General features: G+C 70.2%; 12 protein-coding genes. 3 read left to right on the top strand and 9 right to left on the bottom strand.

Annotated features, from left to right (window positions below):
• Positions 1 to 197: 197 nt before the first annotated feature.
• Genes pgl through tkt form a run of 5 tightly spaced genes read right to left on the bottom strand, consistent with a single transcriptional unit; the run spans position 198 to position 6,825 of the window.
• A complete protein-coding gene (gene pgl, locus ACFWDI_RS12580) occupies positions 198 to 980 on the bottom strand; it encodes a 6-phosphogluconolactonase (protein ID WP_385303407.1) in 783 nt (260 codons plus the stop codon).
• Positions 977 to 2,017, bottom strand: a complete 1,041-nt coding sequence (gene opcA, locus ACFWDI_RS12585; protein WP_385303409.1) for a glucose-6-phosphate dehydrogenase assembly protein OpcA — start codon at positions 2,015 to 2,017, stop codon at positions 977 to 979. Before opcA ends, pgl begins: the two co-directional genes overlap by 4 nt.
• Entirely contained in the window at positions 2,014 to 3,546 is a 1,533-nt protein-coding gene (gene zwf, locus ACFWDI_RS12590; protein WP_385303411.1) for a glucose-6-phosphate dehydrogenase, read from the bottom strand. Before zwf ends, opcA begins: the two co-directional genes overlap by 4 nt.
• A 5-nt stretch (positions 3,547 to 3,551) precedes the next feature.
• Positions 3,552 to 4,670: a transaldolase gene (gene tal / locus ACFWDI_RS12595; RefSeq protein WP_385303413.1), complete on the bottom strand. Its 1,119-nt coding sequence runs from the start codon at positions 4,668 to 4,670 to the stop codon at positions 3,552 to 3,554.
• Positions 4,671 to 4,704: 34 nt separating this feature from the next.
• Positions 4,705 to 6,825, bottom strand: a complete 2,121-nt coding sequence (tkt, locus tag ACFWDI_RS12600) for a transketolase (protein WP_385303414.1) — start codon at positions 6,823 to 6,825, stop codon at positions 4,705 to 4,707.
• Between the two features lie 317 nt (positions 6,826 to 7,142).
• Between tkt and ACFWDI_RS12605 the strand changes: the two genes are divergently transcribed.
• The 3 genes from ACFWDI_RS12605 to ACFWDI_RS12615 all read left to right on the top strand — a co-directional run bounded on the left by ACFWDI_RS12605 (position 7,143) and on the right by ACFWDI_RS12615 (position 9,732).
• Positions 7,143 to 8,090 (top strand): heme o synthase, encoded by a 948-nt coding sequence (locus ACFWDI_RS12605; protein WP_385303416.1) that lies wholly within the window; start codon positions 7,143 to 7,145, stop codon positions 8,088 to 8,090.
• A gap of 170 nt (positions 8,091 to 8,260) precedes the next feature.
• Positions 8,261 to 8,581, top strand: a complete 321-nt coding sequence (locus ACFWDI_RS12610; protein WP_385303417.1) for a hypothetical protein — start codon at positions 8,261 to 8,263, stop codon at positions 8,579 to 8,581.
• A gap of 65 nt (positions 8,582 to 8,646) precedes the next feature.
• Positions 8,647 to 9,732 (top strand): amidohydrolase family protein, encoded by a 1,086-nt coding sequence (locus tag ACFWDI_RS12615; RefSeq protein ID WP_385303420.1) that lies wholly within the window; start codon positions 8,647 to 8,649, stop codon positions 9,730 to 9,732.
• Between the two features lie 62 nt (positions 9,733 to 9,794).
• Here ACFWDI_RS12615 and ACFWDI_RS12620 read toward each other — a convergent pair whose 3' ends face one another.
• The 4 genes from ACFWDI_RS12620 to ACFWDI_RS12635 all read right to left on the bottom strand — a co-directional run bounded on the left by ACFWDI_RS12620 (position 9,795) and on the right by ACFWDI_RS12635 (position 12,770).
• Positions 9,795 to 10,754, bottom strand: a complete 960-nt coding sequence (locus ACFWDI_RS12620) for a heme A synthase (protein WP_385303422.1) — start codon at positions 10,752 to 10,754, stop codon at positions 9,795 to 9,797.
• A 72-nt stretch (positions 10,755 to 10,826) separates the two neighbouring features.
• Complete coding sequence (locus ACFWDI_RS12625; protein WP_385303424.1) at positions 10,827 to 11,297, bottom strand: hypothetical protein; 471 nt, start codon at positions 11,295 to 11,297, stop codon at positions 10,827 to 10,829.
• Entirely contained in the window at positions 11,228 to 11,935 is a 708-nt protein-coding gene (locus tag ACFWDI_RS12630) for a hypothetical protein (RefSeq protein WP_385303426.1), read from the bottom strand. Before ACFWDI_RS12630 ends, ACFWDI_RS12625 begins: the two co-directional genes overlap by 70 nt.
• A 49-nt stretch (positions 11,936 to 11,984) precedes the next feature.
• On the bottom strand, positions 11,985 to 12,770 hold the full coding sequence (locus ACFWDI_RS12635) for an ABC transporter permease (protein WP_327322852.1): 786 nt from the start codon (positions 12,768 to 12,770) through the stop codon (positions 11,985 to 11,987).
• Between the last annotated feature and the right edge of the window lie 52 nt (positions 12,771 to 12,822).

Raw genomic sequence — 12,822 nt, forward strand, 5'->3', positions numbered from 1 at the left:
TGCGGCAGGGCTTGTTCCGCTACCCGCTCCTTCCCCGTGACGGGGGCTGCGCCCCGGACCCCGGACGCCCTTCCGGGGGTCCCCCCACGCCCTCAGGGCGTAGAGGGAGTGTCCTCAAACGCCGGACGGGCTGATTAGGCGGCACAATTCAGCCTCGCCGGCGATTGAGACGCGGGGTCCGGGGCGGAGCCCCACGGTCAGGGCGACGCCGGCGGGTACAGGTCGCGCGGCAGCTGTGCGGCCGCCGCGGCGTCCAGCAGCCACAGCGTCCGGCTGCGTCCGTACGCGCCCGCCGCGGGAGCCTGCACCTCGCCCGCGCCCGACAGCGCGATCCTCGCCGCCTTCGCCTTGTCCTCACCCGCCGCCAGCAGCCACACCTCGCGTGCCGCGCGAATCGCCGGGAGCGTGAGCGAGATACGGGTCGGCGGCGGCTTCGGCGCGCCGTGGACGGCGACCACCGTGCGCTCCGTCTCACGGACCGCAGGCAGTTCCGGGAAGAGCGACGCCACATGCGTGTCCGGGCCGACGCCCAGCATCAGTACGTCGAACGTCGGCACCGGGCCGTGGTCCTCCGGGCCCGCCGCGGCGGCGAGTTCGGCTGCGTACGCGGCAGCGGCCGCGTCCGCGTCGTTGCCGTACTCGCCGTCCGACGCGGGCATCGCATGCACCCGGGACGGATCCAGCGACACCCTGTCCAGCAGAGCCTCGCGGGCCTGCGTGACATTGCGCTCCGGGTCGCCCTCCGGGAGGAACCGTTCGTCGCCCCACCACAGGTCGAGCCGCGGCCAGTCGATCGCGTCCCGGGCCGGTGAGCTGTCGAGGGCGGCCAGCAGGGCGTTGCCGTTGCGGCCGCCCGTCAGGACCACCGACGCCGAGCCGCGCGCTGACTGGGCGTCCACGATCTTCGTGATCAGCCGGGCCGCGACGGCCTGCGCCATCAACTCCTTGTCACGGTGGACGACGAGTTGCGGAGCACTCACTTGGCCGCCGCCTTCTTGGCCGGAGCGGCCTTCTTGGCGGCGGCGGAGGCGGGCTTGGCATCGGACTTCGACGCACCGGACCTGGACGTATCGTCAGCCCCGTTTTCCGCCGGAGTGGCCAGCCGGTCCACGCCGAACCGCAGCGCCGACGCGTAGATGTCGTCCGGGTCGAGCCGCCGCAGCTCCTCCGCCATCAGCTCTGCCGTCTCACGCCGCTGGAGCGCCACCGCCCGGTCCGGCTGGCCCTGGATCGACAGCGTCGCCAGCGAGCCGTCCGCCCGGTCCAGCACGATCGGACCGCAGGAGGTCTCCATCCGTACGGCGGTGAGGCCGGGACCGGCGGAGAACGAGCGCTTCACCGGCACCTTCAGCCGGTCCGCGAGCCACATGGCGAGCAGCTCGCAGCTCGGGTTGAACTCCTCGCCCTCCACCTCCGCCGCGGTGACCTCGCAGCTGACCTGGTCCAGAGCAGCCGCGAGCATCGAGCGCCACGGTGTGATCCGGGTCCAGGCGAGATCGGTGTCGCCGGGGGTGTACACCTCGGCACGCCCCGCCAGCTCCTGCACCGGCTGCTCGGAGGCGTATGTGTCCGTCACCCGGCGCTGTGCCAGCGCACCCAGCGGGTCCTTGGCCGGGTCGGTCGGCGCGTTCACCGGCCACCAGACCACCACCGGCGCGTCCGGCAGCAGCAGCGGCAGCGCCACCGACTGGGCGTGGTTGATGACCTCGCCGTACAGCCGCACGACGACCGTCTCGCCGGTGCCCGCGTCAGTGCCCACCCGCACCTCGGCGTCCAGGCGCGCCTTCGCCCGGTCGCGCGGCGAACGTGAGACCCGCTTGATGACGACGAGCTTTCGCGAGGGGTGCTCGCGGGACGCATCGTTGGCCGCCTTCAGCGCGTCGTAGGCGTTCTCCTCGTCGGTGACGATGACAAGGGTGAGCACCATGCCGACGGCCTGCGTGCCGACGGCCCGCCGCCCCTGCACCAGCGCCTTGTTGATCTTGCTGGCAGTGGTGTCCGTAAGGTCGATCTTCATGGCCGACGCCAGCTCCGTCCGTCTCGTGCGAGCATTTCGTCCGCCTCGACCGGGCCCCAGGTCCCGGCCGGGTACTGCGCGGGCTTGCCGTGCTTGTCCCAGAACTGCTCGATCGGGTCGAGGATCTTCCAGGACAGCTCGACCTCCTCCACGCGCGGGAAGAGGTTGGAGTCGCCGAGCAGGACATCGAGGATGAGGCGCTCGTACGCCTCGGGGCTGGACTCCGTGAAGGACTCGCCGTACGCGAAGTCCATCGAGACGTCCCGCACCTCCATCGAGGTGCCGGGCACCTTCGAGCCGAACCGCAGGGTCACGCCCTCGTCCGGCTGGACGCGGATGACCAGGGCGTTCTGGCCCAGCTCCTCCGTGGCCGTGTGGTCGAAGGGGGAGTGCGGGGCGCGCTGGAAGATCACCGCGATCTCCGTGACACGGCGGCCGAGCCGCTTGCCGGTACGGAGGTAGAACGGGACTCCGGCCCAGCGGCGGTTGTCGATCCCCAGCTTTATGGCCGCGTAGGTGTCGGTCTTCGACTTGGGGTCGATGCCGTCTTCCTCGAGATAGCCGACGGCCTTCTCGCCGCCCTGCCAGCCCGCCGCGTACTGTGCGCGCACCGTGTTCTTGGACAGATCCTTGGGCAGCTTCACCGCGCCCAGCACCTTGGTCTTCTCGGCCGCGAGCGCGTCCGCGTCGAAGGAGGCGGGCTCCTCCATCGTGGTCAGCGCGAGCAGCTGGAGCAGGTGGTTCTGGATGACGTCACGGGCGGCGCCGATACCGTCGTAGTAGCCGGCGCGGCCGCCGATGCCGATGTCCTCAGCCATGGTGATCTGGACGTGGTCGACGTACGACCGGTTCCAGATCGGCTCGAAGAGGGTGTTGGCGAAGCGCAGCGCCAGAATGTTCTGGACGGTCTCCTTGCCGAGGTAGTGGTCGATCCGGAAGACCTCGTTGGGCGGAAAGACCTCGTGCACCACCTGGTTGAGCTCCTTGGCGGAGACCAGGTCGTGGCCGAACGGCTTCTCGATGACCGCGCGGCGCCAGGAGCCTTCCTTCTGGTCGGCGAGCCCGTGCTTCTTGAGCTGCTGGACAACCTTCGGGAAGAACTTCGGCGGTACGGACAGATAGAACGCGAAGTTGCCGCCGGTGCCCTGTTTCTTGTCGAGGTCCTCGATGGTCGACTTCAGCTGCTCGAAGGCGTCGTCGTCGTCGAAGTTGCCCGGGACGAAGCGCATCCCCTGGATGAGCTGCTGCCAGACCTCCTCGCGGAACGGCGTACGGGCGTGGGCCTTGACGGCGTCGTGGACCACCTGTGCGAAGTCCTCGTCCTTCCACTCACGGCGGGCGAAACCGACGAGCGAGAAGCCCGGCGGCAGCAATCCGCGGTTGGCCAGGTCATAGACGGCTGGCATCAACTTTTTACGTGACAAATCGCCCGTGACACCGAAGATGACCAGGCCCGACGGCCCCGCGATACGCGGGAGCCGTCGGTCTGCGGGGTCACGGAGCGGGTTGGCTCCGCTGAGACCGGACAAGTTGGTCAGCCCTCCGAAGGAGCGAGGCGCTTGAGCTCGGCCTCGGTCGAGTTGAGGAGATCGTTCCAGGCCGTCGCGAACTTCTCGACGCCCTCGTCCTCGAGCAGCTGCACGACCTCGTCGTAGGAGATCCCGAGCTTCTCGATGGCGTCGAGCTCGGCGCGAGCCTGCTCGTACGTGCCGCGCACCGTGTCACCGGTGATCTGACCGTGGTCGGCGGTGGCCTCCAGCGTGGCCTCCGGCATGGTGTTCACCGTGCCCGGGGCGACCAGCTCGTCGACGTACATCGTGTCCTTGTACGCCGGGTCCTTGACGCCCGTCGAGGCCCACAGCGGACGCTGCTTGTTGGCCTGCGCCTTGTCGAGCGCGGCCCAGCGGTCGCTGCTGAAGACCTCTTCGTACGCCTGGTACGCGAGACGGGCGTTGGCCAGGGCCGCCTTGCCGCGGGCCTCCTTGGCCTCCGGGGTGCCCAGGGCGTCGAGCCGCTTGTCGATCTCGGTGTCCACACGGGACACGAAGAAGGACGCCACGGACTGGATCTTGGAGAGGTCCAGGCCGGCGGCCTTCGCCTTCTCCAGACCGGCCAGATAGGCGTCCATGACCTCGCGGTAGCGCTCCAGGGAGAAGATCAGCGTGACATTGACGCTGATGCCCTTCCCGATGACCTCGGTGATCGCCGGCAGGCCGGCCTTCGTCGCCGGGATCTTGATGAGCGTGTTCGGACGGTCCACCAGCCAGGCCAGCTGCTTGGCCTCGGCGATGGTCGCCGCGGTCTTGTGCGCCAGGCGCGGGTCGACCTCGATGGAGACCCGGCCGTCCTGGCCGCCGGTGGCGTCGAACACCGGTCGCAGGATGTCGGCGGCGTCGCGGACGTCCGCCGTCGTGATCATCCGTACGGCTTCCTCGACGGTCACCTTGCGCACGGCGAGGTCGGCGAGCTGCTGCTCGTAACCGTCACCGCTGCTGATGGCCTTCTGGAAGATCGAGGGGTTGGTGGTGACGCCCACGACGTGCTGCTGGTCGATCAGTTCGGCGAGATTGCCGGACGTGATCCGCTTGCGCGACAGGTCGTCGAGCCAGATCGCGACGCCTTCGTCGGAGAGGCGCTTGAGTGCGTCTGTCATGAGAGTTGCATCTCCTACTTGTCGTATACCGGCGTCAGCGCGCGGCGGCTTCCAGGCCATTGACGGTTTCGAGCGAGTCCCGGGCGACAGCGGCCACGTTCTCGGCAGTGAAGCCGAACTCGCGGAAGAGGACCTTGCCGTCGGCCGAAGCGCCGAAGTGCTCCAGCGAAACGATGCGTCCCGCGTCGCCGACGAAGCGGTGCCAGGTCAGACCGATACCGGCCTCGACCGCGACACGGGCCTTCACGGCCGGCGGCAGGACGCTGTCCTTGTACGCCTGGTCCTGCTCCTCGAACCACTCGACGGACGGCATCGAGACCACCCGGGTCGGGACGCCCGCGGCCTGCAGCTGCTCGCGTGCCTCCACGGCCAGCTGGACCTCGGAGCCGGTGCCGATCAGCAGGACCTGCGGCGCCGTGCTCTGACCGTCGGGCCCTTCGGCGTCGAACATGACGTAACCGCCCTTGGCGGCATCCTCGTTGGCCTCGTACGTCGGCACACCCTGGCGGGTCAGCGCAAGGCCGTGCGGGGCGCCCTTGCCGAACTCCTTGGTGTAGCGCTTGAGAATCTCGCGCCAGGCGATGGCGGTCTCGTTGGCGTCGGCCGGACGGACGATGTTCAGGCCCGGGATCGCGCGCAGCGAGGCCAGGTGCTCCACCGGCTGGTGGGTGGGGCCGTCCTCGCCGAGACCGATCGAGTCGTGCGTCCACACGTACGTCACCGGCAGGTGCATCAGCGCCGAGAGCCGCACGGCGTTGCGCATGTAGTCCGAGAACACCAGGAAGGTGCCGCCGTAGATACGGGTGTTGCCGTGCAGCGCGATGCCGTTCATGGTCGCGGCCATGGCGTGCTCACGGATGCCGAAGTGGATCGTGCGGCCGTACTTGTTCGCGCCCGGCAGTGGGTTGCCGTCGGGCAGGAACGACGACGTCTTGTCGATCGTCGTGTTGTTCGAGCCCGCCAGGTCGGCGGAGCCGCCCCACAGCTCGGGAATGACCGCGCCGAGCGACTGCAGGATCTTGCCGGAAGCGGCGCGGGTGGCGACACCCTTGCCGGTCTCGAACTCCGGGAGCTCCTCCTCCCAGCCCGCCGGGAGCTCGCCCGAGCGGATCCGGTCGAACTCGACGGCGCGCTCCGGGTTGGCGGTGCGCCACGCGGCGAACGACTTCTCCCACTCGCCCTGGGCCTCGCGGCCGCGGTCGAGCGCCTCACGGGTGTGCCCGAGGACCTCGTCGGAGACCTCGAAGCTCTTCTCCGGGTCGAAGCCGAGGATGCGCTTGGTGGCCGCGACCTCCTCTTCACCGAGCGCCGAGCCGTGCGCGGCCTCGGTGTTCTGCGCGTGCGGGGCGGGCCAGGCGATGATCGAGCGGACCGCGATGAAGGAGGGGCGCTCCGTCTCGGCCTGCGCCGCCTTCAGGGCCTTGTAGAGACCGGCCGGGTCGAGGTCGCCGTTGGGCTTCTGCTCGACACGCTGGACGTGCCAGCCGTACGCCTCGTACCGCTTGAGGGTGTCCTCGGAGACGGCCGTCTCCGTGTCGCCCTCGATGGAGATGTGGTTGTCGTCCCACAGCAGCACCAGATTGCCCAGCTTCTGGTGCCCGGCCAGCGAGGACGCCTCGGCGGAGATGCCCTCCTGGAGGCAGCCGTCACCGGCGATGGCCCAGATGGTGTGGTCGAACGGCGAGGTGCCCGGAGCTGCGTCCGGGTCGAACAGGCCGCGCTCGTAGCGGGAGGCCATGGCCATGCCCACCGCGTTGGCGACGCCCTGCCCGAGCGGGCCGGTCGTCGTCTCTACGCCCGGGGTGTGCCCGTACTCCGGGTGGCCCGGGGTCCTCGAACCCCAGGTCCTGAAGGACTTGAGGTCGTCGAGCTCAAGGCCGTACCCGGCCAGGTAGAGCTGGATGTAGAGGGTCAGAGACGAGTGCCCCGCGGAGAGCACGAACCGGTCGCGGCCGGTCCAGTCCGGATCGGCGGGGTCGTGCCGCATGAGCTTCTGGAACAGAACATACGCGGCGGGCGCGAGGCTCATGGCCGTACCGGGGTGGCCGTTGCCGACCTTCTGTACGGAATCCATGGCCAGGACGCGGGCGGTATCAACGGCCCGCTGGTCCAGATCGGTCCACTCGAGGTCTGTGGTGGTCGGCTTGGTGCTCACCCTGGGTCAGGGCTCCTCTCCACATGTTCGTATCCCGGTGACGACGGAAGCACCGGGCGTTGTCGAGCCTACCCCCGGAGCAACGCACCTCTTTTCGAGTGCATGCCTTTCAAAAAGTCGGACACAGCCAGGGTGCCGCCACAGCGTCGTCTCCGCCTGTCGGCGGTGTATACGCGCGCCGTGCGGCCGCCGCTCAACACGAGCCCACCCCCGCGAAGATCGGCGTCTGGGCAACGTCTAGAGTGGCGTGGTACGCGCAAGTCTTTACCGGGTCTTCACGCCGGGAGCTTGCTGGGATTTCTCTGTCAGGGGTGTGCGTGACGGCCGTCGAGTCCCGACCCGCAGGGGTCGTCTTGACTCCCAGCCCGGGGGGCCATCGTCCGTTCGGGGCCCGCGTCAAGGCATTCGTGGCGCTGACCAAGCCGCGGATCATCGAGCTGCTGCTGATCACCACCGTTCCGGTGATGTTCCTGGCCGCGCAGGGCGTTCCCGACCTCTGGCTCGTGCTCACGACGTGCATCGGCGGCTACCTCTCCGCAGGCGGCGCCAACGCGCTGAACATGTACATCGACCGCGACATCGACGCCCTGATGGACCGTACGTCGCAGCGTCCGCTGGTCACCGGAATGGTGTCGCCGCGCGAGTGCCTGGTCTTCGGTCTCGCCCTCGCCGCCGTCTCCACGCTCTGGTTCGGGCTCCTCGTCAACTGGCTGTCCGCCGCGCTGGCGCTGGGCGCGCTGCTCTTCTACGTCATCGTGTACACGATGATCCTCAAGCGCCGTACCGCACAGAACATCGTCTGGGGCGGCATCGCCGGCTGTATGCCGGTCCTGATCGGCTGGTCCGCCGCCACCAACTCGATGTCGTGGGCCGCGGTCATCCTCTTCCTGGTCATCTTCTTCTGGACGCCGCCGCACTACTGGCCGCTGTCGATGAAGGTGAAGGAGGACTACGCGCGCGTGGGCGTGCCGATGCTTCCGGTCATCGCCTCCAACACGGTGGTGGCCCGGCAGATCGTCCTCTACAGCTGGGTGATGGTCGCCGTCTCGCTGCTGCTGACGCCGCTCGGCTACACCGGCTGGTTCTACACCGCGGTGGCGCTGGTCACCGGTGGTTGGTGGCTCTGGGAGGCGCACTCGCTGCAGCGCCGTGCCAAGTCCGGGGCGACGGGCGGCAAGCTCAAGGAGATGCGGCTCTTCCACTGGTCCATCACCTATGTGTCGCTGCTCTTCGTGGCGGTCGCGGTGGATCCCTTCCTGAGCTAGCGGCCGGCACATCCAGCCCGTCCGGCGGCCGGCACATCCAGCCCGTCCGGCGGCAGCAGTTTCCAGCCCGTCCGGCGCTTGAGGCCCGGGGCCCGGGGCGGAGGCCCAGTGGCCCACACCACGTGACCCCGGCGTCGCCAGGGCGCCGTACCCGCAAGTAGCATCGATGCATGGCAGACACCAAGCAGGCAGAGCGCAAGGCGGCCAAGCTCGCCAAGCAGATCGGCGCCTTCGCCAAGGCGCACGGCGGTGCCGAGGGGCAGCTCGAGTACATCGGTCAGGCGGGCACCCGCGTCGTGCTCGTCGGCGAGGACGGCGCCTGGGGCGACCTTGTCGCGCCCACCCACCCCATCGCGCAGGCCGCGGCCGAGAAGGCCGGAATCACGCTGCACGAGTCCTTCGACGGCGAGTTCGCGGCGAAGGTCCGCACTGGGCCGTACGAGTGGACCCGGATGGCGGGCATCCAGGTCGGCGGTCCGTCCAACGACTGAGCAACACCTCGTCGGGGTGTCACCCGTTAGGACTGTGGAAGCACGGTCCATGACAGGGAGACCGGATGATCGACACCCCGACCCTCGTGGACCAGTACTGCCACGGAGTGCTCCGTACGGAGCTGGGCCTCGGTACCTTCGAGGCGCATCTGGGCAGGACTGCGGGGCCGCCCGCGCCGGGCACCACGTTCTTTGACACCCAGACCGGCTTCGCCGTACGGCGCTGGTGCCCGCCGCTGCTGGGTCTTGAGCCGCACTGCCCGCCCGCCCGCTATCTCGCCCGGCGCCGCGAGCTCGGCGTGCTCGAGGCGGGCAGACGGCTGCTGCGGGGCAGCGGAATCTCCACATATCTGGTGGACACCGGGCTGCCGGGGGATCTCACGGGCCCGCGCGAGATCGCCGCGGCCGGCTCGGCCGAGGCGCGCGAGATCGTACGTCTCGAACTCCTCGCGGAGCAGGTCGCCGACACCTCGGGCACCGTGGAGAGCTTCCTCGCGAACCTCGCCGAGGCCGTGCACGGGGCCGCCGCCTCCGCCGTTGCCTTCACCTCCGTCGCCGCAGTGGGCCACGGACTCGCCCTCGCCCCCGAGCCGCCGGGCCCCGGGGAGGTGCGCGGGGCCGCCGGGCGCTGGCTGGCCGCGCGGCAGGTCGGCGGGAGGCTCACCGATCCCGTACTGGTGCGGCATCTGCTGTGGATCGCGGTCGCCTCCGGGCTGCCGCTCCAGCTGTATGTCGGGGTAGAGGATCCGATGCTGCTCACCGGCTTCGCGGCCGCCACCGCCGGTCTCTCCACCGATCTGGTGCTGCTGCACGGCTATCCGTACCACCGCCATGCCGCGCATCTGGCAAGCGTCTTCCCGCATGTGTACGCCGATCTCGGGCCCGCTCTCGTACACACAGGGGCTCGGGCCGCCGCCGTACTCGCGGAGATCCTGGAGCTCGCGCCGTTCGGGAAGCTGCTCTTCTCCAGCGGTGCGCGCGGGCTGCCGGAGCTGCATGTGGTGGGCGCCCGGATCTTCCGGGAGGCGCTCAGCCGGGTGCTCGGCGGCTGGGTCGGCGACGGCGCCTGGGCCCGTGCGGACGCGGAACGGGTCGCCGGGATGATCGCGGCGGGCAATGCCCGCCGCGTCTACGCACTGTCGGACGCCTGACGGCCAGGCCCTGACTGCCGGACGATTACCCGTCGGACGCCTGCCTGTCAGATGCTTGTCCGTCAGACGTTGGAGAGCGCCGGGTCGGTCCGGGCCGGGATCTCCGCGTTGGTCTGCGGACGCTCGCGCAGGCTCAGCGCGAGGCGCACCACCGCGATCCACATCAGCGCGGAGCCGAGCATATGCGCGGCGACCAGCGCCTCCGGGACCTGCGTGAAGTACTGGACATAGCCGATGGCGCCCTGGGCGAGCAGCACGATCAGCAGGTCGCGGGCGCGCGCCCGGGTGTCGTCGGGAGCGTCGACCACCCGTAGCACCAGCCACATCGCCACGGCCAGCGCGCAGACCGCCCAGGCGGCGAAGGCGTGGATATGTGCGGCGGCGGCCCAGTCCCACGGCATCCGCGGTACGTCGCTGCTGTCGCCGGCGTGCTTGCCGGAACCGGTCACCGTCGTGCCCAGCGCGACGAGCAGCGCCGAGACGGCGACGATCGCCCAGGACAGCTTGCGGACCGGGCGCGGGACGCGCGGGCGCGGTGTGCCGTCGCCCTCGCGGGTGCGCTGCCAGGTAATGGTGGCGACCGTGAGCAGCCCGGTGGCGAGCAGGAAGTGCCCGGCCACGGTCCAGGGGTTGAGGCCTGCCCAGACCGTGATGCCGCCGAGCACGGCGTTGCCCATCACGATCCAGAACTGTGACCAGGCGAGCCGGGTCAGCCCGCGCCGCAGCGGCTTGGTGGCGCGGGCCGCGACGATCGCCCAGCCGACCGCCGCCGACAGGACGTATGTCAGCATCCGGTTGCCGAACTCGATCGCGCCGTTGATGCCCTGCTCGGGGGTGGCGAAGAGGCTGTCGTCCGTGCACTTCGGCCAGGTGTCGCAGCCGAGACCGGAGCTGGTCAGCCGGACCGCGCCGCCGGTGACGATGATGACCACGCTCATCACGACGGCGGAGAGCGCGGCGCGCCGGAGCGTTTGGGGCGTGGGCGTCCAGCGCTGGGCGATTTGGGCGAGAGGGGTCTGCACGGGCCCTATCGTAGGCGGACGATTGTGCACGTTTTCACGAGGGGTCCGGTCCGGCGAATCCTGCCGGTGCGGTCAGGACGGCGGGTACGCCAGCCGGAAGCGCGAGCCGTCGAGATGGTCCTCCTCCTCCCACCACACGGCGATCCGCCAGTGCACCGAGGACGGCGGGCAGTCGGGCGAGTGCAGGAACGCGTCGGTCAGCTCCGCCGCCACCGCCTCCGCGCTGCGGTCCGTGACGGCGTCCGTGCCACGCCACGGGTACGTCATCGGGGTCCAGGACCCATCGGCGCCGTCCCGTACGTCGAACCGCCACACCGCCCGCCACGACCGCGCCCGCAGGATCCGCCGGACCTCCGCGCCGTCCAGCCCCAGCCCTTCGGCGATCGCATCCGGATCCACGCCCTCGATCCGTGCCGCCAGGACCGCGAGCGGCAGCAGCCGCTCCGGAAGCAGGTCCTGCGCCCGCAGATGTGTCAGGCCGCCGTCGAAAGGGCAGCGCCGCAGTCTGCGTTCCAGCTGGTCGTCGAGGTGCTCAAGGGCCACCGCATGCGCCGCCTCGCGCGGGTCGGGCGCGGACCACAGGGCGTGGAACTCACGCTCGGCCCGTACGGCCCAGGACGCAGCCTCCACCGGCAGGCCCAGCTCCTCCAACCGGTCGCCGAGGAAGGCATGCGCCTGAGCGAGGCCCTCCTGGTTGCGCGGGTCCGAGCGTTCGAGGCGCTCCCAGACCTCAATGGCTCGGCGGGTTGCCGCCAGGGCGGCGAGTCCGTCCTCGCGGTCACCGGACGAGGCTGCTCGCCCATCGGATGGAGGGCGTAGCGAGGCAGACCCAGCTCGTCGCTGAGCGGCTCGGCCAGATAGACGGCCTGACTGATCAGCGCGCGGGCGTACCAGCGGGCGTGCTCCTCGTCATGTCTGGCCGGCTCCTCGCAGCGCCGGATCGCCTCGTCGACGGCGGTCAGCGCGTCCTCGCGGCGACCGGTGTCGAAGTGGTGGCGGGCCAGATCGCCGTACCGCAGGCTCAGCCGGGCGGTGAGCGAGAGGTCGTCCGCGGCGTGCGCGGCGAGCGCGGCGATCAGGTCGGTCAGCATGCGCTCGCGTTCCCGGGGGGAGGCTCCGGCTCTGCCGGACCTGACCTTCGCCCACTCCGCGTCCAGTCGCAGTGCGGCAGTCCGCTCCATCGAGGCCTCCCACCGTGCGGATCTTGGCAGGCTCATACTGGCCCGTGGGTCAGTCCCAGCGGAAGAGCCGCGCGGCGGCGCCGAGTCCGAGCACAGCCCAGACGGCGAGGATCCCGAGATCGCCCCACGGCACTCCCGCGCCGTGCTGGAGCACATCGCGCAGACCGTCCGAGAGCGCCGAGATCGGCAGCAGCGCGAGCACCGACTGGACGCCGTCCGGGAACCTGTCCAGCGGCACGATCACTCCGCCGCCCACCAGGAGCAGCAGAAAAACCAGGTTGGCGGCGGCCAGGGTGGCCTCGGCCTTGAGCGTCCCGGCCATCAGCAGACCGAGGCCGGAGAAGGCGGCGGTGCCGAGGACGAGCAGCAGGAGTACGGAGACGGGGTTGCCGTGCGGGGACCAGCCGAGCGCGAAGGCGATGACGGTCAGCAGCACGATCTGGAGGACTTCGGTGGCCAGGACGGAGAGCGTCTTGGCGCTCATCAGGGCCCATCGGGGGAGCGGCGACGCGCCGAGCCGCTTGAGGACTCCGTACCGCCGCTCGAAGCCGGTGGCGATGGCCTGGCCGGTGAAGGCGGTGGACATCACGGCGAGTGCGAGCACGCCGGGCGCCAGGAAGTCGACGGCTTTGCCGCTGCCGCCCGTTGTCTCCGTGGGCAGAGTGAGGATGTCGACCGTGGAGAAGAGGACCAGCAGCAGCGACGGGATGACAACGGTGAGCAGCAGCTGCTCGCCGTTGCGCAGGAGCATCCTCGTCTCGAAGGCGGTCTGCGCCGCGATCATGCGGGGCAGCGGCGCGGCGCCGGGCTTCGGCGTGTACGTACCGAGGCTCATGAACGCGGCTCCTTGCCGGTGAGCTCAAGGCTGTGTCGTCCCGGGGGGCAAC

It is taken from the genome of Streptomyces sp. NPDC060064 (assembly GCF_042736455.1).
Taxonomy (GTDB): Bacteria; Actinomycetota; Actinomycetes; order Streptomycetales; family Streptomycetaceae; genus Streptomyces.